The 24,526-nt window shown below is 71.0% G+C and carries 19 protein-coding genes; 11 read left to right on the plus strand and 8 right to left on the minus strand.

What is annotated here, in order from left to right; all coding sequences use genetic code 11:
- Positions 1 to 85: 85 nt before the first annotated feature.
- Entirely contained in the window at positions 86 to 1,543 is a 1,458-nt protein-coding gene (locus tag J8M50_RS36725; protein WP_010353223.1) for an NF041680 family putative transposase, read from the minus strand.
- Positions 1,544 to 2,054: 511 nt separating this feature from the next.
- On the opposite strand from J8M50_RS36725, the gene J8M50_RS36730 reads away from it, so the two are divergent.
- Positions 2,055 to 2,369 (plus strand): ArsR/SmtB family transcription factor, encoded by a 315-nt coding sequence (locus tag J8M50_RS36730; RefSeq protein ID WP_050987206.1) that lies wholly within the window; start codon positions 2,055 to 2,057, stop codon positions 2,367 to 2,369.
- Positions 2,370 to 2,412: 43 nt separating this feature from the next.
- Entirely contained in the window at positions 2,413 to 5,178 is a 2,766-nt protein-coding gene (gene mgtA / locus J8M50_RS36735; RefSeq protein ID WP_010353225.1) for a magnesium-translocating P-type ATPase, read from the plus strand.
- Between the two features lie 34 nt (positions 5,179 to 5,212).
- Here mgtA and J8M50_RS36740 read toward each other — a convergent pair whose 3' ends face one another.
- Positions 5,213 to 6,826, minus strand: coding sequence for an LCP family protein (locus tag J8M50_RS36740; protein WP_040836189.1), 1,614 nt, complete (start codon positions 6,824 to 6,826; stop codon positions 5,213 to 5,215).
- 101 nt (positions 6,827 to 6,927) lie between these two features.
- Here J8M50_RS36740 and tatA point away from each other — a divergent pair, with 101 nt between their 5' ends.
- A complete protein-coding gene (gene tatA / locus J8M50_RS36745) occupies positions 6,928 to 7,227 on the plus strand; it encodes a Sec-independent protein translocase subunit TatA (RefSeq protein ID WP_010353227.1) in 300 nt (99 codons plus the stop codon).
- A gap of 148 nt (positions 7,228 to 7,375) precedes the next feature.
- On the opposite strand, the gene J8M50_RS36750 is transcribed toward tatA, so the two are convergent.
- Together J8M50_RS36750 and J8M50_RS36755 are read right to left on the minus strand one after the other, a co-directional pair.
- Positions 7,376 to 7,879 carry a DUF6114 domain-containing protein gene (locus J8M50_RS36750; RefSeq protein ID WP_010353228.1) on the minus strand — a complete coding sequence of 168 codons (504 nt, stop codon included), beginning with the start codon at positions 7,877 to 7,879 and terminating at the stop codon, positions 7,376 to 7,378.
- 4 nt (positions 7,880 to 7,883) lie between these two features.
- Complete coding sequence (locus J8M50_RS36755; protein ID WP_010353229.1) at positions 7,884 to 8,558, minus strand: DUF6230 family protein; 675 nt, start codon at positions 8,556 to 8,558, stop codon at positions 7,884 to 7,886.
- Between the two features lie 593 nt (positions 8,559 to 9,151).
- Between J8M50_RS36755 and J8M50_RS36760 the strand changes: the two genes are divergently transcribed.
- Positions 9,152 to 9,790: a hypothetical protein gene (locus J8M50_RS36760; RefSeq protein WP_010353230.1), complete on the plus strand. Its 639-nt coding sequence runs from the start codon at positions 9,152 to 9,154 to the stop codon at positions 9,788 to 9,790.
- Positions 9,791 to 9,809: 19 nt separating this feature from the next.
- Here J8M50_RS36760 and J8M50_RS36765 read toward each other — a convergent pair whose 3' ends face one another.
- Complete coding sequence (locus tag J8M50_RS36765) at positions 9,810 to 10,709, minus strand: lytic polysaccharide monooxygenase auxiliary activity family 9 protein (RefSeq protein ID WP_010353231.1); 900 nt, start codon at positions 10,707 to 10,709, stop codon at positions 9,810 to 9,812.
- Positions 10,710 to 11,102: 393 nt separating this feature from the next.
- On the opposite strand from J8M50_RS36765, the gene J8M50_RS36770 reads away from it, so the two are divergent.
- Positions 11,103 to 12,881 (plus strand): S8 family peptidase, encoded by a 1,779-nt coding sequence (locus J8M50_RS36770; RefSeq protein WP_010353232.1) that lies wholly within the window; start codon positions 11,103 to 11,105, stop codon positions 12,879 to 12,881.
- Positions 12,882 to 13,040: 159 nt separating this feature from the next.
- On the opposite strand, the gene J8M50_RS36775 is transcribed toward J8M50_RS36770, so the two are convergent.
- The gene (locus J8M50_RS36775) at positions 13,041 to 13,688 is read right to left on the minus strand and encodes a ScbR family autoregulator-binding transcription factor (protein ID WP_029183790.1); all 648 of its coding nucleotides are present in this window, start codon (positions 13,686 to 13,688) and stop codon (positions 13,041 to 13,043) included.
- Between the two features lie 179 nt (positions 13,689 to 13,867).
- Here J8M50_RS36775 and J8M50_RS36780 point away from each other — a divergent pair, with 179 nt between their 5' ends.
- The 4 genes from J8M50_RS36780 (at position 13,868) to J8M50_RS36795 (ending at position 18,689) form a co-directional block, all read left to right on the plus strand.
- The gene (locus J8M50_RS36780; RefSeq protein ID WP_010353234.1) at positions 13,868 to 14,785 is read left to right on the plus strand and encodes a ScbA/BarX family gamma-butyrolactone biosynthesis protein; all 918 of its coding nucleotides are present in this window, start codon (positions 13,868 to 13,870) and stop codon (positions 14,783 to 14,785) included.
- 72 nt (positions 14,786 to 14,857) lie between these two features.
- The gene (locus J8M50_RS36785) at positions 14,858 to 15,514 is read left to right on the plus strand and encodes a ScbR family autoregulator-binding transcription factor (protein ID WP_010353235.1); all 657 of its coding nucleotides are present in this window, start codon (positions 14,858 to 14,860) and stop codon (positions 15,512 to 15,514) included.
- A gap of 310 nt (positions 15,515 to 15,824) precedes the next feature.
- Positions 15,825 to 17,282, plus strand: coding sequence for an NF041680 family putative transposase (locus tag J8M50_RS36790; protein ID WP_010353223.1), 1,458 nt, complete (start codon positions 15,825 to 15,827; stop codon positions 17,280 to 17,282).
- A gap of 237 nt (positions 17,283 to 17,519) precedes the next feature.
- Complete coding sequence (locus J8M50_RS36795; RefSeq protein WP_010360987.1) at positions 17,520 to 18,689, plus strand: damage-control phosphatase ARMT1 family protein; 1,170 nt, start codon at positions 17,520 to 17,522, stop codon at positions 18,687 to 18,689.
- 4 nt (positions 18,690 to 18,693) lie between these two features.
- On the opposite strand, the gene J8M50_RS36800 is transcribed toward J8M50_RS36795, so the two are convergent.
- The gene (locus J8M50_RS36800; protein WP_010360988.1) at positions 18,694 to 19,467 is read right to left on the minus strand and encodes an alpha/beta fold hydrolase; all 774 of its coding nucleotides are present in this window, start codon (positions 19,465 to 19,467) and stop codon (positions 18,694 to 18,696) included.
- A gap of 200 nt (positions 19,468 to 19,667) precedes the next feature.
- Here J8M50_RS36800 and cyc2 point away from each other — a divergent pair, with 200 nt between their 5' ends.
- A complete protein-coding gene (gene cyc2, locus J8M50_RS36805; protein WP_010360989.1) occupies positions 19,668 to 21,863 on the plus strand; it encodes a germacradienol/geosmin synthase Cyc2 in 2,196 nt (731 codons plus the stop codon).
- 86 nt (positions 21,864 to 21,949) lie between these two features.
- Positions 21,950 to 23,797, plus strand: a complete 1,848-nt coding sequence (gene phsA, locus J8M50_RS36810; protein ID WP_010360990.1) for an O-aminophenol oxidase PhsA — start codon at positions 21,950 to 21,952, stop codon at positions 23,795 to 23,797.
- Here the strand turns inward: phsA and J8M50_RS36815 are convergent.
- A complete protein-coding gene (locus J8M50_RS36815) occupies positions 23,785 to 24,504 on the minus strand; it encodes a CTP synthase C-terminal region-related (seleno)protein (RefSeq protein ID WP_010360991.1) in 720 nt (239 codons plus the stop codon). The genes phsA and J8M50_RS36815 overlap by 13 nt on opposite strands.
- Between the last annotated feature and the right edge of the window lie 22 nt (positions 24,505 to 24,526).

Genomic DNA, 24,526 nt, shown 5'->3' on the forward strand with positions numbered 1-24,526 from the left:
GCCTCCTCCCGCAGCCGCCGGTAGCGGCGGGCCACGGTCTGTCCCGAGACGCCGAGCACCTCCGCGATCCGGCTGAGCTTGAAATTTAACCTTTGTTAGCTTTCATCCTGTTTCGTTCGGTGATGCTCTCGGGGCGTCTGGTCGTTTTGCCCACGTCGTGACGGGTGGCCGGGTGTCGGTTCTTCGAGCCAACTGGCCTTCCTGGTCCTGGCGTTGAGGGTTTCGGTGCGCGGGCCGGGCAGTGCAGGTGCGGGCGGAGGTTGCGAAACCCCCGGCGGACGCGGGCCGGGGTGAGCCGGGACGGCGCGACTGGCTTCTCCCAGGGGCGGCGGAGGTCGGCGGCGGCCTCGCGCAGGAGCCGGAGCTGAGTGTGGGCGGCGATCACGATCCAGGTCCAGCGGTCTGCGGCCTGGGGAGTCCGTAGTTTCGGGCGGGTCCAGCCGAGTGTCTGCTTGATCATCCGGAAGGTGTGTTCCAGGTCGAAGCGGCGAAGGAACACCTGCCAGCGCAGGTCAACGTCCGCGCCGGTCATGCCGGTCTTCGAGGACCACAGCCAGACCGGGAGGGGGTCCTGGCCGCCGGGCAGGTGGTCGACGGAGAGACGGATCTGGGTGCCCTCGATGACGGGGAGTTCGCCGGTGTGGTCGATCCAGGCGGAGCGGGTGGTCAGCTTGGGGTGGAGACGGTCCCAGGCCATGGCCATCGCGGTGCCGTAGCGGTCGGTGACCTGCACCGTCTCCGCGTCGGGCTCGCCCCAGGTCTCGGGCTTGGCGAAGCGGAACTCCTTGCCGTGCTTCGGCGGCCTCCCGCCCTGGGGATAGGTCTGGGCGTACTCCTTGAGGGACGGGGTCGGGTGGCGCATCACCCGGTCCGTGCGCATCCGCCCCAGCACTTCGACCGGCAGGCCGGCCAGGAGGTAAGCCATGCGCGGGGCGTCGTAGCCGGCGTCGAAGACGATGAGGATGTCGGGGTCCTCCGGCTCCCACTGGCCGCCCTCGATCAGGCCGGTCACGACGCGGCGGACCTGGGCGGCGGTGACCTCGGCCACATCGTCGTCCGGGCCGAGACGGAGTGCGTCCAGCAGCTGGCACCACGAGGTGCGACCGGTCTCCAGCGCGGCGACGAACGAATACGGCCAGCCGGGAACGAACTGATCGCTGGAGCGTCCCGAGCGTCCGTAGACGTGACAGAACAGCCGCTCCGGACAGCACGGCGCGTCCGGCCGCAGCCAGTGCGTCACGTCGACCGCCAGGACGAGGCGGTTGTCGGCGGCCTTGGGCTGCGGCAGGATCGCCAGCGCCCGGCGCAGCCCGGCTTCGTCGATGTTTCCGCTGTTCAGCGCGTCGTAGAGGGCGCCGTGCCCGCGCCGGTGCTCGGCCAGGAGCGTGAGGCCGACCGGTGACGTGACGGGCCCGTTCTCGCAGAGCATCGCGTCCGCGAGCTCGAACAGGGTGTCACCGCGTCGGGTCAGGCACGCGTAGAAGTCTTCCCGGAAGTGTGACGTGAAGTCGAACGCCTCACGCCGGGCACCGTCGTCGAGCACACTCACCCCTGCGGCCTTCGTATGAATCTGTTTCCTTGGCGGAACGCAGGATCATGCGAAGGCCGTCCGCCTGTCCGGCGAATCCACAGGTGAGTGACCTCGTACGACGCGCTGTTCGAGGCCAGAGGTTAAAGAACAAGCTGAGAGCCTGTGTCGCATCCCCGGTCGGATAGCGCACGTCGTCTGGTGCGTGGGATCGCAAGGCGCCGGAGCGCCCGCGTGGCGGAGCCACGTGGGCGTTTCGGCAACGCGGCTGGGGGTCCCCCCTGCTCGCAGAGCTTGGGGGAGTGCGTGCCAGGCGGCGCGCGCCCGGCCGGGGATGCGACACAGGCTCTGGAGGGGGCCCGGCCGTCGAGGTGCAGTGCGTGCACGAGGGCGCGGTCGAGGTCGTCGAGCATGCGGCTCATCCTCGCGGGGGGCACTCACGCCGTAAACTGGGGAAACCCGTTTCAGTAACACGTCAGCGCACAGGAGGTCGGCAGCCGTGGCGTTCGAGGACCCCTCCACCGAGATGCTCACGCAGGCCGCCGAGCACTTCGGGCTGCTGGCGTCCCCGGCCCGCCTGCACATCGTGTGGGCGCTGGCCCAGGGCGAGAGCGACGTGACGGGCCTCGCGGAGCGGGTGGGCGGCGCGCTGCCCGCCGTCAGCCAGCACCTGACCAAGCTGAAGCTCGCCGGCCTCGTACGCTCGCGCCGGGAAGGCCGCCGCCAGGTGTATTACGTCGACGCCCCCGACGTCGTCGACGTCGTCCGCCTGGTCCTCGGCCGCCTGAACGACCGCGCCGAGGGGGCCGACGTCCCGATCCCCCGCCTCCGTGGCCTCTGAGGAGACGGACCCGGGGGAGGAGACGGGGTCGCGCAGAGACGGCATGGGGGAGGGTGTTCCGGGCGACGGCGAGGCCCCGCACGGCGGCGGTGTGAAGCGGTCAAGCGGCGATGGTGCGGCCCTGCTGGGCCCGGCGGTCAGCGATGCCGCGTCGGTGGTCCCGGCGGTCGGCGCTCCGATCGCACCCGCCTCACCCGCCGGCCCCCCGGACCCCGCCGACGCCACCGCCCTCGAAACCCTCCGGCGCCTCGGCACCCGCCCCCGGGGCCTCACCGAGGACGAAGCCGTCGTGCGCCTCGCCGAGTACGGCGAGAACACGCTCCCCGAGACCTTCCCCGTCGACTGGCCGCGCCTCCTCCTCGCCGGGGTCCGTGACCCCTTCACCTGCGTGCTGCTCTGTCTCGGCCTCGTCTCCGCGCTGGTCTCCTCCTGGGGCACCGCGACCGTCATCCTCGCCCTCGTCGCCGTGAGCTGTGTCCTGCGCGCGAGCGGGGAGCGGCGGGCGGACCGTTCCGTGGCCGCGCTGCGCGACCTGGTCGCTGGTACCGCCACGGTCGTACGGAGGCCGGGGCCGGACGAGACGCCGGGGAGCCGGGAGGTGCCGGCGGCCGAGCTGGTGCCGGGGGACGTGATCCGGCTGGGCCCGGGCGACCTGGTGCCGGCCGACGTGAGACTGCTGCGGGCACGCGGGCTCACCGTGCACCAGGCGGCGCTGACGGGGGAGTCACAACCGGTTGCGAAACACGCGGAGGGGGCGGCGCCGGGGCTCGCGGGCGAGGCGGAACAGGACCGCACCGCCCCCGCGAACGCGGCGCCCCCAGCTGCCGTCGCCTCCGGGAACCCCGCGTCCCTCTCCACCACCGCCCCCGCGAACCCCGCCCCTTTCACCGCCCCCCACCTCTGTTTCCAGGGCAGCGACATCGCCTCCGGCACCGCCACCGCCGTCGTCCTCGCCACCGGCGCCCGCACCCGCTTCGCCGCCGCCCACGCGCCCCCCGCCCGCCCCACCGGAAACGCTTTCGACAGGTCCGTACACGGCATCTCCTGGGTCCTGATCAGGTTCATGCTGCTCACACCCCCACTCGTGCTGATGGCGAACGCCGCCCTGCGTGACCGGGGCCTGGAGACGCTCCCCTTCGCGGTCGCCGTCGCTGTCGGGCTCACGCCCGAGATGCTGCCGGTGATCGTCACGACGTGTCTCGCGCGCGGAGCGACCCTGCTGGCCCGCTCCCACAACGTGATCGTCAAGCGGCTTCCGGCGCTGCACGACCTCGGCGCCGTCGACGTGCTGTGCGTGGACAAGACGGGCACGCTCACCCAGGACCGCCCGGTGCTGGAGCGCGGCATCGGGACGGACGGCGGCGAGGACGACGACGTCGTGCGCTGGGCCGCCGTACAGGCCTGGTGGACGCTCCAGCTCGCCGAACTCCCCGCCCCGGACGCCCTCGACGAGGCGCTGTTGGACGCGGCGGGCGCGGTGGGGGAGGAGTACGACGGGGTCGACGCGGTGCCGTTCGACCCACAGCGGCGGATCGCGACGGCGGTCGTACGGGGCCGACGTCCCGGCACGCACCTGCTGATCACGAAGGGCGCGGTGGACGACGTCCTGGCCCGCTGCGACCTCACGGAAACCGAACGCAAACGGTTGCTGAAACTCGCGGCGACCGAGGCGGACGACGGCCTGAGGCTGCTGGCCGTCGCGACGGCCGAGCGAACCGCCCGCACCCGCCTCTACACGCCCGCCGACGAACGCGCCCTGACCTTCCGCGGCCTCGTCGCCTTCCGCGACGCCCTCGCGCCGAGCGCGGCCGAGGCGCTGCGGGGACTGGCCGCGCGCGGCGTCTCCGTACGGGTCCTGACGGGCGACGCGCCCGGTACGGCGGCCCGTGCCTGCCGGGACCTCGGCCTGGACCCCGGCGAGCCGGTGACGCTCGGCGCCGACGGTGACGTACCCGAAGCAACCGTTTACTCCTGTTGCACCCCGCAGGACAAGGCCCGCATCGTCGCCGCCCTGCGCGAGCGCGGGCACACGGTCGGCTTCCTCGGCGACGGCGTGAACGACGCGCCCGCGCTGCGTGCGGCGGACGTCGGGATCGCCCCGCGGTCGGCCTGCGCGGTGGCCCGCGAGAGCGCGGACGTGGTGCTCGGCGAGAAGGAGCTGACGGCCGTCGGGCACGCGGTCACGGCGGGCCGGTACAGCAGCGGCAACATCGCCTCGTACCTGCGCGTCACGCTCTCCTCGAACCTCGGCAACGTCCTCGCGATGCTCTCTGCCGGCCTGTTGCTGCCGTTTCTGCCGATGCTCCCCGCGCAGGTCCTCGTGCAGAACCTGTGCTTCGACGCGGCGCAGCTCGCCTTCGCGTACGACCGCCCCTCCGCGTCCGTCCTGCGCCGCCCGACCGTCCTGCGCCCCCGCGCCTTCCTCGCCCTGATCACCGGCTTCGGCGCGCTCAACGCGGTCGCCGACCTCACGACCTTCGGCATCCTGGCGTACGGGCTGCGCGGCTCCGACGAGGTGGACGACGAGGCGCTCTTCCACTCCGCCTGGTTCACGGAGAACCTCCTCACGCAGGCGCTGGTGATGATCCTGCTGCGGGCCGGGCGGCACGCCGTACGCGGGGGCCGGCGCCCGGGGCCGGTCGGCTCGGCGGCGGCGGTCCTGGTCGGCGTCGGCCTCCTCCTCCCGCCGAGCCCGCTGGGAGGCGCCCTTGGCATGACGGGGCTGCCGCTGCCGTACTACCTGATGCTGGGGGCGGTGCTGCTGCTGTACGCGCTTGCGCTGAGGCCGCTGGCCCGGCGCCAGCCGTAGGACAACCGCACGCCGAGCGCCGCCCCACCCCGCCTCACCCGTACGTCAGGTTCGAGCACGGATTGTCGTCCGCCGAGCGCGCGTCCGCGGCGACCTGGGACGGTACGGACGTCGGCGTCGGCGAGGCGGTGCCGGCACCGGCCGACCCCGCGTAGTCGTCGCCCAGGACGACGTTCAGGGCCGGGCCCTGGATCTGCTCCAGCCGGGCGCCGGGAAACGCCGCAGCAACCGTTTGCGCACTCTTTTCCAGCCCCGGCCCGTACTGCACGACCGTCGTCGCGTGGGCCTGGCTGGCGGCCGTCGCCGTACCCGTCACCGTGAACCCGGCCGCCGTGAGCTTCGCCGCGCCCTTGGCCGCGAGCCCGGAGACCGTCGTGCCGTTGTAGACGGCCACGTCGATTCCCGCGCCGGACACGGGAGTTGGGGCCGGTGTCGGGGCTGCCGCCTTCTTCTTGCCGCCCGCGTTCTGGCCGTCGATCGTCCGGTCCTCCTTCAGCGCCGACCACAGCGCGGACGCGTCCGGCTCGACGATCGCGACGCGCGCACCCTCGTAACGCCAGGGCACGGTAACGAACTTGGTGTTGTGCAGGTCGACGTCCTTGAGGGACATAGCGAACGAGATCAGCTTGTCGGCGGAGCCGAGCCCGGGGTCGACGGTGAGCGACTTGGTCGCCGCCTCGGCCAGCGGGAGCAGGTTCGTCGGGGACAGCCCCTTCTCCTTGATCTGCTTCAACAGGCTGGCCACGAACGCCTGTTGCCGCTTGATCCGGCCTATGTCGGAGCCGTCGCCGATGCCGTGCCGGATCCGGACGTAGTCCAGCGCCTTCTGCCCGGAGACCTTCTGCTCGCCCTTCGCGAAGAGGAGGTCGCCGCGCGTGGCCCGGCCGGGGCTGAGGTCCTTCTGATAGATGTCGTTGGGCAGGCACACGTCGACCCCGCCGACCACGTCCGTCAGCGACGCGAACCCCTTGAAGTCGACGACGACCGTGTGGTCGACGCGCATCCCGGTCAGCTTCTCGACGGTGTTCTGCGTGCAGGCGGGGTTGCCTTTGTCCGTCTGCCCCATGGAGAACGCCGCGTTGAACATCGTGTTTTGCTGTTCGGCGGACCAGGTCCCGTCGGGTAGCTTGCAGGGCGGGATCGTCACCAGGGTGTCGCGCGGGATGGAGACCGCGAGGGCGTGCTGGTGGTCGGCGTACACGTGGAGCAGGAACGCCGTGTCCGAGCGGCCGATGTCGTCCTTGTTGCCGCCGCCGAGCGCCGCGTTGCCGTCGGTGCGCGCGTCCGAGCCGATGACCAGCACGTTCTCGCCGGCCGTGTCCTCGGGGCGGTTGTCGGAGAGGCCGCCCGCGTCGAACGTGTTGATGTCGCCGTCGAGCTTCAGGTACAGCCAGCCGGCGCCCGCGCCGAGGAGGACCAGCAGGGACAGGACGATCGTGAAGGTCAGGCGTATCCGGCGGGAGCGTGAACTCTTCCCCGCGCCCCTGCCTCCTCCCGTACCCCTGCCCCGCCCCGCGCCTCTGCCCGCGCCGCTCCCGCCGCCCACGCCCGTACGGCGCCTGCGGTCCGGCTGCGGCGGCGCTGAGCGTCTGCCGCCGCCGGTGCGATGGCGCGGCGGCGGTGCGCTGCGGCTGCTGGTGACGGTCATCGGCGCCCTCACTGTGTCTCGCCCTGGGTTGTACAGTTGCGCAATGTAGCAACCTTCCGGGGTGCGACTCCGACAAGGCTCGACGAAAGAGAGATCAGGTCATGCTCCGCAACGGACTGGAACCCTGGCACCTGTTGATCGTGGCGATCGTCGTCATCGTGCTCTTCGGCTCGAAGAAACTGCCTGATACGGCGCGTGCGCTCGGCAAGTCGATGCGCATCCTGAAGAGCGAGGCGAAGGCGATGAAGGAAGAGAACCCCGCGAACCCCGCGACCCCCGAGAGCCCCGCGGAGCCGTCCGGCTCGGTGGCCGCGTCGGCCGTGACCCCCGCACCCCCGGTCCAGCCGACGACGGTGACCACCGCGTCGGAGGCGGCGCGGACGCAGGCGCCGGCCGCCTGACCGGCCGTCCGGAGGGAAAAACTTCGTAAACGGTTACTGCGCGTCTTTCGAGGCCGTGACATGCCAAGGCCGGTGCGAACCGCTGTGCGTGGCAGCGGGCCGCACCGGCCGGTGTCTTGCTGTGCGCCGAGGCGCGCCGGTCACGGCATCAGGCGGGCTCCCCGGCCCCCTTGGGAAGCAGCGCCTCCGCGGCCGAACGGGACTCCTCGCGCCGCTGCCGCCGGGTGCGGCGCGGCTCCTGGTCGGGCAGCCAGCCGAAGGCCATGCTGCTGCCGATCAGGCCGCACAGCAGGCCGATCATGAACCCCCCGATGTTGGAGGTCACCCAGGTGCCCACGGAGAGCAGCACGGCGGTGATCGAGTAGAACAGCCGCTGTGCCGGGTTGAACAGGATCAGCAGGCCGCACAGGATCATGAGCGACGGCAGGAGGTATCCCGCCAGTCCCTGCATGCCGATGTGCAGGATCACCGGCAGCGGCGCCTTCATGGTGATGAGGATCTCGGCGCCGCCGAAGGTGAGCAGGACCCCGCCCACGAACGGCCGGCGGCCTCGCCACTGACGGAAACGCTGCCGCGCCGGCGCCTTGGGAGCCGGCTCGGCGGACGCGGCCGTCCCTGGCTCGGGTACGGCCGGCGGTTCGTGCTGGGTCACTGGATCACGTCCCCGGGCATCCGCTGGTGGAGAACTTCATGCGCAGGTCGGGCAGTTTGAAGACGGCCGCGGTCGCGCCGTAGTTGTGCTGGTACAGGTTCTCGATGGTGACCGTCCTGGCCTGCTGGCCGTAGACACCCTCCGGGCCCTTGAAACCGGGAACCCGGTCGAAGGTGCTGGAGTCGCGGCCGATCTCGATGTCGTTGAACGAGGCGTTGCCCATGATCTCGTCCGAGTCGATCGCCAGGTTCTCCACCTCGACCTTCTTGCCCTTGTTGCCGGCCGTCAGGATGAGCTGGATGCCGCCGAGGTCGACGGACTGGCACATGTTGGTGAGCTTGCCCTTGCCGATGACCGAGGTCACGACGAGGACCGAGCCGTCCGTGTCCCCCTGGTTCGGGCTGTTCTCGATCATGTGGTCCAGCCCGCCGTACTGCTCGAAGCCCGTGCCTTCGAGAAGGTCGGCCTTGACGACGAACGGCATGCCGGAGATCGCGAACTGGACGCCGAGGACGCCCTCCGCGGTCAGGACGGCGAGCGTCGCGGCGGCGATGGTGGCGGGGACCGCGAGGATCGCCGCCCGGCGCCCGCGGACCCTGCCGCGTCTTTCGGTGGTACCGCTACCCGGACTTCCGGGTGTGTTCTCGGCGGACGGTGTGACGTCCGGGGACGAGGCCATGTCTGCTCCCATGGGCATTAGTACATGCAGGTTGCTTTGTGGCGCGTTGTCCTGGCGCGGACAGCGGCTGCCGTGCACGCTCCCCACAACTCCCGGAAGTCGTACGGTCGTTCTCGTTACGCGGCAGTAGCCAAGCCAGGAAGTTACCGATGGTTACAACTACGGGTCAAGGGAGTTGTGGAAAAAGGGTGTTCATTGTGCGCCGTCCATGGATCACGGCGCCACCTGTGGTGCACCGCTCACAGCCATGATTTTCTGACGGTGCGTCAGATCATCAACTTCTGTCCGATGCCTTGACGTTGACTGATCCTCAGGTCTAGAACTCTGCCTGGCTCAGCCCGGATCCGTGGCGCCGGATCCGCAGTGCGACGTCCGTCGCGCTCCCGGACCTTCTTCACCGGATGTACCCGTTTCCCATGTGGGGACGGGTGCATCCGGCCGAGTCCGCTCACCTGGCATTCCCCATGGCGTCGAACACGGCCGCTTCCCTCCCTGCCGGCCGCTGTCCACCGGTCCGTCACGTACGGAGAAGGCGTCACGGACCGGCAGTCGACGCCGCCGAGATCACCCCCCGAAAGAAAGAGACACCCGCAATGCGTGCTCGCTCGCTCTTCGCCGTCCTCGGCACCGCCGCCGCCCTCACCCTGCCCGCCATCACCCCGGCCGCCGCCGATGCCGACGCGGTCCTCACCGCGAACGGCGCGAACGTGGCCGTCGGCGACGTCCTGACCGCCTCGCTGGCCACCGGCACCGCCGCCACGTTCTACTCCAGCGCGACCGGCACCAGCGGCATCTCCTGTGCGACCTCGGCGTTCAACGCGACCGTCGCCACCAACCCGGCCGCGCCCGGCACCGCCACCGAGACGCTCACCGCGCACACCTTCGCCAACTGCACCTCGAACGTCCTCGGCGTCACGGGCGTCACCAGCATCAAGGTCGACAACCTGCCCTACACGGTCTCCGCCGCGTCCGGCGGCGCGCTCACGGTGACCCCGCCGAGCGGCGGCGTCATCCAGACCACGATCGTCCTGCGCACGCTGCTCGGCAGCATCACCTGCGTCTACCAGGGCCCGAGCCTGACCGGCAGCACCAGCAACACCGACAACAGCATCAACTTCGCCAGCCAGGCGTTCACCCGGACCTCGGGCTCGTCCCTGTGCTTCGCCGCGGGCTACTTCACCGCGAAGTACGCGCCGGTGTCGGACGGCGCGAACCCGGTGACGGTCAACTGACCTGATCCGACCGGGGCGTTCACCTGCGCCTCAACCGCGTGAACAGGGCGGTGCCGCCGGCGAGTACGAGGATCGCCGCGGCGCCGCCCGCCAGCATGGGGGCGGAGGGGCCGGAGTCGGTGGTCTTCGCCACGGGGGTGCTGTCGGGGGTCGCGGCGGCGGGCACCGGGGTGACGGCGGGCGCGGAAGCCGTGGCCGGGCTGGGAGTCGGGGTCGGTTCGGGTTTCGTCGCCGGTGCCGAAGCCTCCTGCCCTGAAGGCGCTTTCTGCCCCGAAGCAGCCTCCTGCTTCGCCGCCCCCGGGAACACCACGTCCGAGCACGAGTAGTACGTGTCCGCCGTACTCGTGTTCTGCCAGATCGTGTACAGCACCTGCCGCCCCGTCCGGTCGGCCGGCAGCTTCGCGCTGAACCGGTAGGCCCCGCCCGTGAGTTGAGGGTCCTTGACGACCGCGAACGGCTCCGACGGCAGCTCGGACCAGGTGAGCGGCTTCGTCGGGTCGTACCCCGGTTTCGTCAGGTACAGCTTGAACGACCCGGTGTGCGGGATCGTCGACGCGTACGTCATCCGCAGCGTCGCCCCCGGCCGCAGCTCCGTCGCGGGCCAGTCGTCGCGCGCCAGGTCGAGCCCCTTGTACGCGGGAAGACCCCCGCTGCACAGCTCGCCGTCCGGGATCGTCTGCCGGTCGCGTCCGTCCACGCCGGCCACGCGCAGGTTGTCCCACGCCGCGAAGGACGCGCCGTTCGCCTTCACCGCCGCGCGGCAGGCCGCCGTACCGGCGTTCGCGCCGCCCTCGGGGGAGCAGGCGAAGACGCGGCTCACCGGGGTCGTGGGGGCGCCGTGCGCGGCGGCGGGTCCGGCGGCGACGGCCAGCGTGCCGAGCACGGCCGCCGTGAGCGGGACGAGACGGTGACGGAACATGAGGGAACGCCTCCTCGGGAACGGCTGCACCGGGCATGTACGGCTGCCCGGGCGCCCGCGTTCAGTCGCTGCCCTGATCAGCAGAGATGCCGTCGGAAAACACTTTCCGTTCTTTTGCCGAGAGTGGGGAGCAAACCGGACATCCGCTCCCCAACTGTCCCTGGAAATGGGGTTCTCTCGACGTGATCTAGGGTTTCCCCTGTATCCGGATGACCTTCTCTTTGCCTATCGTTCGACCACAGCCGACCCACAGGTAACCCCGAAACCGGTCGGCCGACCCGCCTGGCCCGCCATCGCGCGCTCCTCGACGCACTCCCCGCCGCTTCGACGCCGAAGCGAACTCGACCGTCGCTCCCGCCCCTGTGCCCGGAGCCGGCCATGAAAGGCACCCCTTTGCGCACTTCCCCTGCCTTGAGACGGCAGCTCATATCCGTCGCCGCCCTTTCCGCGGCCCTGCTGACCGGTACGACGCTCCCGTCCGTCGCCGCGCCCGCCAAGGCCGCCGCCGCGCTGCCGCCCGTGTCCGCCGCGCAGACCGAGGCCGCCCCCGGCGTCACCGCCGAGCGCCTCATCGTCGGCTACAAGTCGGGTGCGGACGAGGCCACTTCGAACAAGGCCGCCGAGGCCGACGCCACCGCCAAGGACGCCGACTTCAAGCGCCGCCTCGGCACCGGCGCCGCCCTGGTCGACCTCGGCGCGGACGCCTCGAAGGCGGACGTCGCCGGCGTCGTCGCCCAGTACAAGGCCGACCCCTCGGTCGCCTACGTCGTCCCGGACCGCCTGAACCGGCCGCAGGCCGACCCGAACGACACCGAGTACGCCAAGCAGTGGGACCTCTTCGAGACCACGGCCGGCATGAACGTTCCGGCAGCCTGGAACACCACCACGGGCACCGGCGTCACCGTCGCCGTCATCGACACCGGCTACGTCGCGCACTCCGACCTCGCCGCGAACATCGTCGGCGGCTACGACTTCATCGCCGACACCGCCGTCTCCGTCGACGGCAACGGCCGCGACAACAACCCGGCCGACCCGGGCGACTGGTACAACGCCAACGAGTGCGGCTCGGGCATCCCGGCCTCCACCTCCTCCTGGCACGGCACCCACGTGGCCGGCACGATCGCCGCCGTCACCAACAACGGCAAGGGCATCGCCGGTATCGCGCACGGCGCGAAGATCTCCCCGGTGCGCGTGCTCGGCAAGTGCGGCGGCTACGACTCCGACATCATCGACGCGATCACCTGGGCGTCCGGCGGCACCGTCTCCGGCGTGCCGGCCAACACGAACGTCGCCAAGGTCATCAACATGAGCCTCGGCGGCGACGGCGCCTGCTCGACGGCGACGCAGAACGCCATCACCGGCGCGGTGAACCGGGGGACGACGGTCGTCGTGGCCGCCGGCAACGAGAGCGACAACGTCGCGAACCACAACCCGGGCAACTGCAACAACGTCATCTCGGTCGCCGCGACCAACCGCGCGGGCGCCAAGGCGTCGTACTCCAACTTCGGTGCCCTGGTGGACATTTCGGCGCCGGGCGGCGAGACCCGTACCGCGACCGCGAACGGCATCCTCTCCACGCTGAACTCCGGTACCAAGACGGCGTCCACCGAGAACTACGCCTACTACCAGGGCACCAGCATGGCCACCCCGCACGTCGCGGGCCTCGCCGCGCTGCTGAAGTCGGCCAACCCGGCGCTGACTCCGGCCCAGATCGAGTCGGCCATCAAGACCAACGCCCGTCCCCTGCCGGGCGCTTGCTCGGGCGGCTGCGGTGCCGGTCTCGCGGACGCGGCCAAGTCCGTCGCCGCGGTGAGCGGTTCGACCGGCGGCACGGTGTTCTCCAACACGACGGCTGCCGCGATCCCGGACAACGCCCCGGCGATCGAGTCCTCGATCTCCGTCACCGGCCGCACCGGCAACGCGCCTTCCAGCCTCCAGGTCGGCGTGGACATCAGCCACACCTACCGCGGTGACCTGGTCATCGACCTGGTCGCGCCCGACGGCACGGTGTACGCCCTGAAGGCCGCGTCCTCGGACTCCACGGACAACCTCGTCACCACGTACACGGTCGACGCGTCCAGCGAGACCGCCAACGGCACCTGGAAGCTGCGTGTCCGCGACAGTGCGGCGCAGGACACGGGGACGCTGAACAGCTGGAAGCTGACGTTCTGACGGATCGTCAACTCACGTGAGACCGCGAGGGGTTGACCTCGCCTCATGACGAACGGCGGACCGGCCGGTGTGGATGGACACCGGCCGGTCCGCCGTCATGACGTTTCCGGAAACGTTTCTTTCTCCGCAGCCTCCGGGGCCGTCCTCACGCGGTCGCCCTCACGAAGCCACCCTTTCGGGCGACCCCAGGACCCGCACGCCCCGGTCCGCCTTCGTGTCCAGCGCGGGCAGCAGCCCCGGTACGGCGATGCTCGGCAGGATGTGCGTCCACAGCACCGACAGCCGCTCGCCGAGGTCCGCGCGCCCGGACAGCGCCCGGGACATCAGCTGGATCCCGCTGAAGCAGCCGACGAGCAGCTCCACCGTCTGCCGGGGCTGTACCGTCGGCAGCAACTCCCCCCGGTCCCGGGCCTGTTCGAGCAGGTCCTCCAGCCGCTGGGACCACTGCCGGTACGGCCCTCCGTGATCGATGCGGGCCGGCGCCTCCTGGTCGACCGCGAGGCGGATGCTCCCTCTCAACAAGGAACTGGTCAGCAGGCGTTGGCCGACGACGAACGTCATGTCGACGATCTCCTGGAGCTTGCACGCCTGTGCCGGGACGCTCCCGAACGGCACCTGCTCGCCCAGCACCGCCTGCGCCAGCGCCTCCTTGGACGGGAAGTGGAAGTACAGCGCGCCCTTGGTGACGGCGGAGCGCTCCAGGACCATGGCGATGGTGGTGGACGTGTAACCGTGCTCGTCGAAAACCTCACCGGCCGCTTCCACGATGGCTTGGCGCGTTCTGATGGCGCGCTCCTGTTTAGCCATAAGAGCCCCTCCGCGGGACCGAGTTGGCCGATCCCGCGATCGTGTGTCTGTTCGGCCCGATCATAGGATGCCGTCGACTGATCTCATTGATGCCAAACCGGTCGCCTCGTACTCTAACGTTCGCTGTGGGGACGATTCACCGTCCGCCGTGGCTCATGGGTGACCGCAGGGAGGATGCGATGACCCGACCGCGGCAGTCTGCTGACACCCCGTCCCTGACGGCAACCGTCCCTCGCCAGTTCGTCCACCGCGCAGCCCTCGCCGAAACGTTTCTCACCGGCTGGGAGCGCACCGAGGCCGACCGTTTCACCGTGTGCGCACAGTGGCCCCGTGCCCATGGGTTACACGTGTCCCCGGACTGGTGCTCCTACGACCCCTTGCTCGTGGTGGAGACGGTCCGTCAGGCCGGCACCCTGATCATGCACACCGAGTACGGCGTCCCGCTGGACCGGCAGTTCGTGCTCAACGCCTTCGAAGTCACCACGGATCCGCACCGGTTGGAGGTCGGGCCGGTGCCGGCCGAGCCGACCGTCGAACTCGACTTCACCGAGGTGCGCTACCGGGGCGGCCAGCCTGCCGCCTGCCGCTACTCCGCCCGCGTCCTGTGCTGCGGGGAGCAGGCCGCGACCGCCGACGTCGCCTTCACCTGCGTCGGCGAGGCCGTCTACCGCAGGCTGCGCGGCGGCCGGACGCCCGGCACGGTGACGGCCGTTCCGCTGCCGCCCGGGCTGCCGCCGCAGGTCGTGGACCGGGCACTGCCCACCGACGTCGTCCTCGCCCTCCCCGGCCTCGATCCGGGGGCGCCCGGCGGGAGTTGGCAGCTCCGGGTAAATACCGCACACCCCGTTTTCTTCGACCATCCGCTCGATCACGTCCCCGGGATGCTCCTGCTGGAGGCGGCCCGGCAGGCAGCCCGGTTCGCTCTTCCGGGCAAATATGCCCCCAGCGCATACCGGGCGGTCTTCCACAGGTACGCTGAGCTGGACGAACCCGTCTGGATCGAGGCTCGCGACGAAGGCGGCGGACACCTCCAAGTCGTCGGCGTGCAACGGGAGTCGGCAGTCTTCGAGTGTGGGGTCGACGCCGCCGCAGGGTGAGTTATTGTGTACAGGGGGTGAGAAACAAACGGCATGACCCGTTCTTTTACCGGCCCAGGAGTGTCTCAGGCGATGGCGAGGCAGTTACGCGCCGAACAGACCCGCGCGACGATCATCACGGCGGCGGCCGATCTGTTCGACCGACATGGTTACGAATCGACGAGCCTCAGTGACATCGTCGAGCACGCCCAAGTCACCAAGGGCGCCCTGTACTTCCACTTCGCGGCCAAGGAGGACCTGGCCCACGCGATCATGGAACTCCAGTCCCAGGCCTCGCAGCGCGTCGCGGGCGAGATCGACAACCGGGGCTACTCCTCCCTCGAAGCGCTGATGCGGCTCACGTTCGGCCTGACCCGGCTGTCCGTCGAAGGGCCCATCGCCCGGGCCGGGTTGAGGCTCGCGACCGGGGGAGTCGCGGTGAGACCCCCGCTGCGCCACCCCTTCTCCGAGTGGGGTGAGCTGATCAACCGCGGTCTGTCCGGCGCGGTCCGTGAGGCCGACATACACCAGGACGTCGACATCGAGGCGGTCGCGCACTCCCTGGTCTGCTTCTTCGTCGGCACCCGCGTGGTGGGCCGCTCCCGCGAGGCCTCCGGCCGGCTTCCGCGCCGGATGGCGGAGATGTGGTACGTCCTGATCCGCGGCCTCGTCCCGGTCCCGCGCAGACCGCGCTATCTGAGCCTGGCGTCGAGGCTGGAGCGGGAGATCACGGCGGCGTGCGTGTCCTGAGCGGGGCGTACTCGCTCTGGTGGGACGCGAGTTCACGGCGCTGTTCGGATCGCGTGTGGCCTGAACCCGTTTCAGGAAGCGTTTTCGACAAGGCCGACGGGGGACAGGTGGTCGTACGGCGGGCGCGCGGGTCCGCCGTGCCGTGTGGGGCATGGCGCGGGGGGCCTCAGCTTGTTCTTTAACCTCTGGCCTCGAACAGCGCGTCGTACGAGGTCACTCACCTGTGGATTCGCCGGACAGGCGGACGGCCTTCGCATGATCCTGCGTTCCGCCAAGGAAACAGATTCATACGAAGGCCGCAGGGGTGAGTGTGCTCGACGACGGTGCCCGGCGTGAGGCGTTCGACTTCACGTCACACTTCCGGGAAGACTTCTACGCGTGCCTGACCCGACGCGGTGACACCCTGTTCGAGCTCGCGGACGCGATGCTCTGCGAGAACGGGCCCGTCACGTCACCGGTCGGCCTCACGCTCCTGGCCGAGCACCGGCGCGGGCACGGCGCCCTCTACGACGCGCTGAACAGCGGAAACATCGACGAAGCCGGGCTGCGCCGGGCGCTGGCGATCCTGCCGCAGCCCAAGGCCGCCGACAACCGCCTCGTCCTGGCGGTCGACGTGACGCACTGGCTGCGGCCGGACGCGCCGTGCTGTCCGGAGCGGCTGTTCTGTCACGTCTACGGACGCTCGGGACGCTCCAGCGATCAGTTCGTTCCCGGCTGGCCGTATTCGTTCGTCGCCGCGCTGGAGACCGGTCGCACCTCGTGGTGCCAGCTGCTGGACGCACTCCGTCTCGGCCCGGACGACGATGTGGCCGAGGTCACCGCCGCCCAGGTCCGCCGCGTCGTGACCGGCCTGATCGAGGGCGGCCAGTGGGAGCCGGAGGACCCCGACATCCTCATCGTCTTCGACGCCGGCTACGACGCCCCGCGCATGGCTTACCTCCTGGCCGGCCTGCCGGTCGAAGTGCTGGGGCGGATGCGCACGGACCGGGTGATGCGCCACCCGACCCCGTCCCTCAAGGAGTACGCCCAGACCTATCCCCAGGGCGGGAGGCCGCCGAAGCACGGCAAGGAGTTCCGCTTCGCCAAGCCCGAGACCTGGGGCGAGCCCGACGCGGAGACGGTGCAGGTCACCGACCGCTACGGCACCGCGATGGCCATGGCCTGGGACCGTCTCCACCCCAAGCTGACCACCCGCTCCGCCTGGATCGACCACACCGGCGAACTCCCCGTCATCGAGGGCACCCAGATCCGTCTCTCCGTCGACCACCTGCCCGGCGGCCAGGACCCCCTCCCGGTCTGGCTGTGGTCCTCGAAGACCGGCATGACCGGCGCGGACGTTGACCTGCGCTGGCAGGTGTTCCTTCGCCGCTTCGACCTGGAACACACCTTCCGGATGATCAAGCAGACACTCGGCTGGACCCGCCCGAAACTACGGACTCCCCAGGCCGCAGACCGCTGGACCTGGATCGTGATCGCCGCCCACACTCAGCTCCGGCTCCTGCGCGAGGCCGCCGCCGACCTCCGCCGCCCCTGGGAGAAGCCAGTCGCGCCGTCCCGGCTCACCCCGGCCCGCGTCCGCCGGGGGTTTCGCAACCTCCGCCCGCACCTGCACTGCCCGGCCCGCGCACCGAAACCCTCAACGCCAGGACCAGGAAGGCCAGTTGGCTCGAAGAACCGACACCCGGCCACCCGTCACGACGTGGGCAAAACGACCAGACGCCCCGAGAGCATCACCGAACGAAACAGGATGAAAGCTAACAAAGGTTAAATTTCAAGCTCAGAGCCTGTGTCACATCCCCGGCCGGGCGCCCGCCGCCTGGCACGCACTCCCCCAAGCTCTGCGAGCAGGGGGGACCCCCAGCCGCGTTGCCGAAACGCCCACGTGGCTCCGCCACGCGGGCGCTCCGGCGCCTTGCGATCGCACGCACCAGACGACGTGCGCTGATCCGACCGGGGATGCGACACAGGCTCTGACGGGGCCGATCCGCGCGATACGGTGATCCGCATGCCCCACACCCCCGCCCCGCCGGTGCTCCTCGGCGACGAACCCGGCTCCTTCCGCCGCTCCGTCCTCGCCGAACGGCACCCCGCGATCATCCGCCAGGTGCGCGAGGCGTTCCCGTACGACCCCACGGTGACCCGCGCCCTCGACGCGCTGTCGGTCACCTGTACGGAGGGTGTCCTGGAGCCGCTCCCCTCTGACGCGCACGACCTCGACCGCTGGCGCGCCTGGGGGCTCGACGCCCTGCTCGGCACCTCCTGGTACGACGTGCCGTGGCTCTGGTCGGAGAGCTACTTCTACCGGCAACTCCTCGAAGCCGTCGGCTACTTCACCCCAGGCCCCGGCCAAGGCGTCGACCCCTTCCGCCCGTTCAAGCTGGCGGAACTCGACTCCCCGGAGACCGCCGAGGAGTTGGCCGCCCTCGACGCCCTGACCGCCCTGTCCGAGGACGAGCGCGGCCGGGCCCTGCTGCACGGCTCCCTCTGGGGCAACCGCGCCGACCTCGGCTTCCGCCTCTCCGACGCCGGCGCCGAAGAGCGCGCCGCCGTACCGGCGTTGGTCGCCGACGACAGCGACGCGCTGTGGGCGGCGCTGAAGGACGCGGCGAGCGTCTGCCTGGTCGCCGACAACGCGGGACGCGAACTCGTCCCCGACCTGCTGTTCCTGGACCACCTGCTGACGGAGCGTCAGATCGGGCGGGCGGTGCTGCACGTCAAGCCGTACCCGTACTACGTCTCCGACGCGACCTACGCCGATGTCCTGGACGCCGTACGGACGTTGGTGGCGGCTCCCGGTGTCGCCGGTGCGTGCGGACGGCGGGTGTGGGCCGCGCTGTCCGACGGGACCCTCGTCGTGCGCGCGCACCCCTTCTCCGCCTCGCCGCTGGGGTACGCGGAGATGCCGGACGACCTGCGTGCCGACTTCGCGGGGGCCTCGGTGACGATCCTCAAGGGGGACCTCAACTACCGGCGCCTGGTGGGGGACCGGATGTGGCCGCCGACGACGCCGTTCGCGGACGTCACCGCGTACTTCCCGGGGGCGGTCGCGGCGCTCAGGACCCTCAAGTCCGATGTGATCACGGGGCTTTCGGCCGAGACCGAGGCGGCGTTGACGGCAACTGAGGCCCAGGAGTGGCGAATTGGTGGGACGCGGGCGCTGATCCAGGTGCGGTGAGCGGTCAGCCGTCCGTCCTCAGGAAGTCCTCCACCACCCGGATCAGCTCCAACGGCGTCTCGTCCATGGCGTAATGACCCGCCGACGCCAGCTCGTACAACTCGGCGTTCGGGTACCACTCCAGCCACGTCGCCCGCATCAACTCCGCCGACAGCGCCGGGTCCAGGGCGCCCGTCACCGCGAGGGACGGCACCGGCGAGCCCTCCGTGTCCGCGTGGAAGTCCTCGCGGGCCCAGGAGTCGAGCCAGGCGCGGAACGCCTTCGCGTCGCTCACCGCGAGGGAGCGGGCGACCATCCGGTCCAGCCAGGCGGCGGGGCGCGCGCCGCCGGTCGTCACGTCGAGGATCGCCCGCCGGTTCTCGGGGCGCCGGTCGGCCTCGGCGAACAGCGTCCACTGCTCCGGCGGCAGGTCGAGCCCCGCCGCGGGCACCGGCGACACGCCCACCAACCGCCGTACCCGGTCCGGGACTTGGGCCAGCAGCCGTTGTCCGATCGCGCCGCCCATCGAGTGCCCGACGACCGAGAAGCGCGCCCAGCCGAGCCGGTCGGCCAGCTCCACCAGGTCGGCGGCGGCCTCGGCGGTCGTGAACGCGCCGCCCGCGTCGCGCGCCGCGCCGTACCCGCGCAGGTCGACCAGCGCGTACTGGAACGCCGACCGGTCGAGGTCGGGCAGGACAGGCGCGTACGCCGTGCGGTCGGCGAGCCAGCCGTGCACCGCGAACACCTTGTGGGCGCCGTCGCCGTGCAGTTCGTGGGGGAGCGTGAAGGGGGTCGTCATGGGGTCACGGTGCGGGGCGGGAGGGGGTGGCGGCAAGAGGGCGTACGGGTCCGAAGGCAGGGGGCGTACGGCGCTCCGCGCGCTCCCTGCGTGAGTCCGCACTCCGGCGCTCGCGCAACCGTTCGGGCCGAATTCACGCGATGGTGTGATCATGTGCGGCCGTACGGATGCGCCCCGGGAGGCGTGGGTAAGGCCCGGCCATGACGCAGCCGTTCGAACTCCCGCACTTCTACATGCCGCACCCCGCGCGGCTGAACCCGCACGTCGAACAGGCCCGCGCGCACTCCACCGCGTGGGCGCGCGAGATGGGCATGCTGGAGGGATCGGGCATCTGGGAGCAGGCCGACCTGGACGCGCACGACTACGGGCTGCTGTGCGCGTACACGCACCCCGACTGCGACGCGGACGCGCTGTCGCTGATCACCGACTGGTACGTGTGGGTGTTCTTCTTCGACGACCACTTCCTCGACATGTACAAGCGCACCCCCGACCGCGCCGCCGGCAAGGCCCACCTGGACCGGCTGCCGCTGTTCATGCCGCTCGACCTGTCGACGCCCGTGCCGGAGCCGCTCAACCCGGTGGAGGCGGGGCTCGCGGACCTGTGGGCGCGCACGGTCCCGGCGATGTCCGAGGACTGGCGGCGCCGGTTCGCGACCGCCACCGAGCACCTGCTCAACGAGTCGATGTGGGAGCTGTCCAACATCGACGAGGGCCGCATCGCCAACCCCGTCGAGTACATCGAGATGCGCCGCAAGGTCGGCGGCGCGCCCTGGTCGGCGGGGCTCGTCGAGTACGCGACCGCCGAGGTGCCCGGCGCCGTCGCCGGCACGCGCCCGCTGAGGGTGCTGATGGAGACCTTCTCGGACGCCGTGCACCTGCGCAACGACCTGTTCTCGTACGAGCGCGAGGTCCTCGACGAGGGCGAGAACAGCAACGGCGTCCTCGTCCTGGAGACGTTCTTCGGCTGCACGACGCAGGAGGCCGCCGACACCGTCAACGACATCCTGACCTCGCGCCTGCACCAGTTCGAGCACACCGCGTTCACCGAGGTCCCCGCCGTCGCCCTGGAGAAGGGCCTGCGGCCCGACGAGGTGGCCGCGATCGGCGCGTACACCAAGGGCCTCCAGGACTGGCAGTCCGGCGGCCAGGAGTGGCACATGCGCTCCAGCCGCTACATGAACAAGAACGCCCGCCAGGCGAACCCCTGGGAGCGCCTGACGGGCCCGGGAACGTCCGCCGCGGGCGTCGCCGGGCTCCTCGCGTCGGCCGCCGCCGAGCGCCTGCGCGCGTACACGCACGTGCCGTTCCAGAAGGTCGGCCCGTCCCTGCTGCCCGAGCTGCGGATGCCGTACGAGGTGCGGCTGAGCCCCCACCTGGAGGGCGCCCGGCAGCGGCTCGTCCCCTGGATGCACGCGACCGGCATGCTGGACGAGGGCGTCTGGGACGAGGACCGGCTGCGCGCCGCTGACCTCCCGCTGTGCTCCGCCGGCATCGACCCCGACGCGGACGCGCGCGAACTGGACCTCAGCTCGCGCTGGCTCGCCTGGGGCACGTACGCAGACGACTACTACCCCCTCGTCTTCGGCCGGCGCGGCGACTTCGCGGGCGCGCGCGTGGCCACCGCGCGCCTGAGCGCCTGCATGCCGGTGGAGGACGACGAGACGCCCCCGGTGCCCGTGAGCGGCATGGAGCGCGGCCTGGCCGACCTGTGGGCGGACACCACGGCCGACATGACCCCGGACGAGCGGCGCGCCTTCAGGGCGAGCGTCGACAAGATGACCGAGAGCTGGCTCTGGGAGCTCGCCAACCAGCTCCAGAACCGCGTCCCCGACCCCGTCGACTACCTGGAGATGCGCCGCGCCACCTTCGGCTCCGACCTCACCCTCAGCATGTGCCGCCTGGGCCTCGGCCCCGCCGTGCCCCCCGAGGTCTACGCCAGCGGGCCCGTGCGCTCGCTGGAGAACGCCGCCATCGACTACGGCGCGCTCCTCAACGACGTCTTCTCGTACCAGAAGGAGATCGAGTACGAGGGCGAGGTGCACAACGCGATCCTCGTCGTCCAGAACTTCTTCGGCTGCGACTACCCCACGGGCGTACGGATCGTGGCCGACCTCATCAACCAGCGCATGGAGCAGTTTGAGCACATCGTCGCGCACGAACTGCCCGTCCTGTACGACGACTTCGACCTGTCGTCCGACGCGCGCGCGGGGATGGACGCCTACGTCGCCGACCTGCGCCACTGGATGGCCGGCGTCCTCAACTGGCACCGCCAGGTCGACCGCTACAAGCCGGAACACCTCGCCACGCGCGCGCACGGGTTCCTCCCCGACCGGGCGCCGGTGGCCGTCGGTCAGCAGATGAACACGGTGTTTTCAGGACTTTCTCTTGCGGAATAGGACATTCACTGAACCTTGGGGAGGCATACGGAGTCTTCTGGGGTGAGGGGAACGTCCGAACCGACTCACTACGGGGGTAGTGCCTCATGACCGACACCGTTGAGAAGACGACCGAGAACGAAGTGACGGCGGCGGCAGCCCAGGAGCTGACGCCGTACGCCGCACCGCTGACCGTCCCACCGGTACTGCGCCCCGCGCAGGGGGACGTCACACACGAGACCGAGATCGCCCTGCGCCCCGCGTGGGTGCGCCTGCACCCGCAACTGCCGCCGACCCTGATGTGGGGCTACGACGGCGTGGTGCCGGGCCCGACCATCGAGGTGCGCCGGGGCCGGCGCGTACGCATCGCGTGGACCAACCGCATCCCCGAGGGCAGCGAGTACCCCGTCACCTCCGTCGAGGTCCAGCGCCCGGGGACGACGACCGACCCGGGCCGCGAGGGCGTCGAGCCGAACAAGGACGTCGCCGCCCTGCCCGCCTGGTCGGTGACCCACCTGCACGGCGCGCAGACCGGCGGCGGCAACGACGGCTGGGCCGACAACGCGGTGGGCTTCGGCGACGCCCAGCTCTCCGAGTACCCGAACGACCACCAGGCCGTCCAGTGGTGGTACCACGACCACGCCATGAACATCACGCGGTGGAACGTGATGACGGGCCTGTACGGCACGTACCTGGTCCGCGACGACGAGGAGGACGCCCTCGGGCTCCCCGCGGGCGAGCGCGAACTCCCGCTGCTGCTCGCCGACCGCAACCTCGACACCGACGAGGACGGCCGACTCAACGGCCGCCTGCTGCACAAGACGCAGATCGTCGGCATCAGCCCCGAGACCGGCAAACCCGTCTCGATCCCGTTCACCGGCCCGTACTCCACGGTCAACGGCCGCATCTGGCCGTACGCGGACGTCGAGGCCGGCTGGTACCGCTTCCGCCTGGTCAACGCGTCGAACGGGCGCATCTACAACCTCGTCCTGCTCGACGAGGACGACCTCCCGGTGCCCGGCGTCGTCCACCAGATCGGCAGCGACGGCGGGCTCCTGCCGCGCCCCGTGCCGATCGACTTCGACGCGGCGATGCCTGCGCTGATCGCCGCCCCGGCCGAGCGCTTCGACCTCCTCTTCGACCTGCGCGGACTCGAAGGCCGCACCCTGCGGCTGGTCAACAAGGGCCCCAACCAGGCCCCCGGCGTGCCCGACCCGGCGGGCGACGTGCGCTACCCCGACGTCATGCAGCTGCGCGTCGGCGAGGCGTGCGAACCGGACACCTTCGAACTCCCCGAGGTGCTCTCCGGCTCCTTCCGCCGCATCGGCCACGACACGCCGCACGAGCACCGGATGATCGTCCTCACCCCGCCCGGCACCAAGGGCGGCGGCGGGCACCCGGAGATCTGGGAGATGCTGCCCCTGGAGAACGCGGACGGCCTCCAGCTCCCGGCCGACGGCATCATCCAGATCGCGGGCGCCGACGGCACGCCGAAGACGTACCGGCGCATCTCCCGCACCTTCAACGACGGCCTGGGCTTCACCGTCGCCGAAGGCTCCTACGAGCAGTGGACGTTCCTCAACCTCGCCGGGTTCGCCCACCCGATGCACATCCACCTCGCCGACTTCCAGATCATGGGGCGGGACGTGTACGACGTGTCGGGCTTCCGGCCCGAGATCGGCGGCACGGCCACCCCGATCGCCCTGAAGCCGGACGTGGTGCCGATCCCGGCCAACGAACAGGGGTACAAGGACGTCTTCCGCGCGCTCGGCGGACAGGGGCTGCGGGTCATGGGCACGTTCGACGGCGCGTACGGGCGGTTCATGTACCACTGCCACTTCCTGGAGCACGAGGACATGGGCATGATGCGGCCCTTCGTCGTGCTGCCGCCGGAGGCGCTGAAGTTCGACCACGGCGGAGGCGGGCACGGGGGACACGGAGGTCACACGGGCTGAGCCGTACGCGCGCGTGCGGCACGGTCCACGGCGGCCCGCGCCAGCGCCCTGACCACCGGGTGCGGGCGCGAGCCGTCGCCCGACAGCTCCGGCTGGAACAGCGTCGCCAGGAAGAACGGGTGGCCGGGGAGTTCGGCCACCCGGGGCTCGCCCGCCGCGTCCCGCCCCGAGAAACGCAGGCCGTGCGCGGTCAGGGCGTCCTCGTGGCGGGCCAGCCCGTACCGGCAGGAGTAGCGCTCCACCGTGCGCTCCGCGCCGATCACGGTGTGGGCGAGCGAACCCGGTTCCAGCAGCACGGTGTCCTCGTGCCCCTCCAGCGAGCAGGCGAGGGGCGCCAGCATCGGCTCCTCGGCGCCGGGGTCGTTCTCCGCGTGCGCCGCGTCCGGCAGCCCCGCCGCGCCCCGCGCGAACTCCAGCAGCGCGTGCTGGAACCCGCCGCACGTCCCGAGGAACGGCACGCCCGCCACGCGCGCGTGCCGGATCGCCGCCACCGCGCCCTCCTCACTGCGGTACGGGCTCCCCGGCACGACCCACACCGCGTCGAACCCGCGTACGGCGCCCTCCCGCGCCGCGTCCTCGGTGGGGATCCAGTAGGCGTCCAGGACCAGCCGGTCCCGTACGGCGAGCGCCTCCAGCAGGAGCGGGATACGGGTGTGCGAGACGACGTGCGGGGAACGGTCACCGACCAGAGCGATGCGTGCTGTCATGCCGACGATCCTGGTCCCGGCC

The sequence above is a fragment of the Streptomyces acidiscabies genome (genome assembly GCF_020010905.1).
Lineage (GTDB): Bacteria > Actinomycetota > Actinomycetes > Streptomycetales > Streptomycetaceae > Streptomyces > Streptomyces acidiscabies.

Excerpts from the sequence above, each read along its gene's own strand:
- J8M50_RS36730 (WP_050987206.1), top strand. The coding sequence starts at position 2,055 with ATGCTCACGCAGGCCGCCGAGCACTTCGGGCTGCTGGCGTCCCCGGCC.
- mgtA (WP_010353225.1), top strand. The coding sequence starts at position 2,413 with ATGGGGGAGGGTGTTCCGGGCGACGGCGAGGCCCCGCACGGCGGCGGT.
- J8M50_RS36740 (WP_040836189.1), bottom strand. The coding sequence starts at position 6,826 with ATGACCGTCACCAGCAGCCGCAGCGCACCGCCGCCGCGCCATCGCACC.
- tatA (WP_010353227.1), top strand. The coding sequence starts at position 6,928 with ATGCTCCGCAACGGACTGGAACCCTGGCACCTGTTGATCGTGGCGATC.
- J8M50_RS36755 (WP_010353229.1), bottom strand. The coding sequence starts at position 8,558 with ATGGCCTCGTCCCCGGACGTCACACCGTCCGCCGAGAACACACCCGGA.
- J8M50_RS36760 (WP_010353230.1), top strand. The coding sequence starts at position 9,152 with ATGCGTGCTCGCTCGCTCTTCGCCGTCCTCGGCACCGCCGCCGCCCTC.
- J8M50_RS36765 (WP_010353231.1), bottom strand. The coding sequence starts at position 10,709 with ATGTTCCGTCACCGTCTCGTCCCGCTCACGGCGGCCGTGCTCGGCACG.
- J8M50_RS36775 (WP_029183790.1), bottom strand. The coding sequence starts at position 13,688 with ATGGCTAAACAGGAGCGCGCCATCAGAACGCGCCAAGCCATCGTGGAA.
- J8M50_RS36780 (WP_010353234.1), top strand. The coding sequence starts at position 13,868 with ATGACCCGACCGCGGCAGTCTGCTGACACCCCGTCCCTGACGGCAACC.
- J8M50_RS36785 (WP_010353235.1), top strand. The coding sequence starts at position 14,858 with ATGGCGAGGCAGTTACGCGCCGAACAGACCCGCGCGACGATCATCACG.
- J8M50_RS36795 (WP_010360987.1), top strand. The coding sequence starts at position 17,520 with ATGCCCCACACCCCCGCCCCGCCGGTGCTCCTCGGCGACGAACCCGGC.
- J8M50_RS36800 (WP_010360988.1), bottom strand. The coding sequence starts at position 19,467 with ATGACGACCCCCTTCACGCTCCCCCACGAACTGCACGGCGACGGCGCC.
- cyc2 (WP_010360989.1), top strand. The coding sequence starts at position 19,668 with ATGACGCAGCCGTTCGAACTCCCGCACTTCTACATGCCGCACCCCGCG.
- phsA (WP_010360990.1), top strand. The coding sequence starts at position 21,950 with ATGACCGACACCGTTGAGAAGACGACCGAGAACGAAGTGACGGCGGCG.
- J8M50_RS36815 (WP_010360991.1), bottom strand. The coding sequence starts at position 24,504 with ATGACAGCACGCATCGCTCTGGTCGGTGACCGTTCCCCGCACGTCGTC.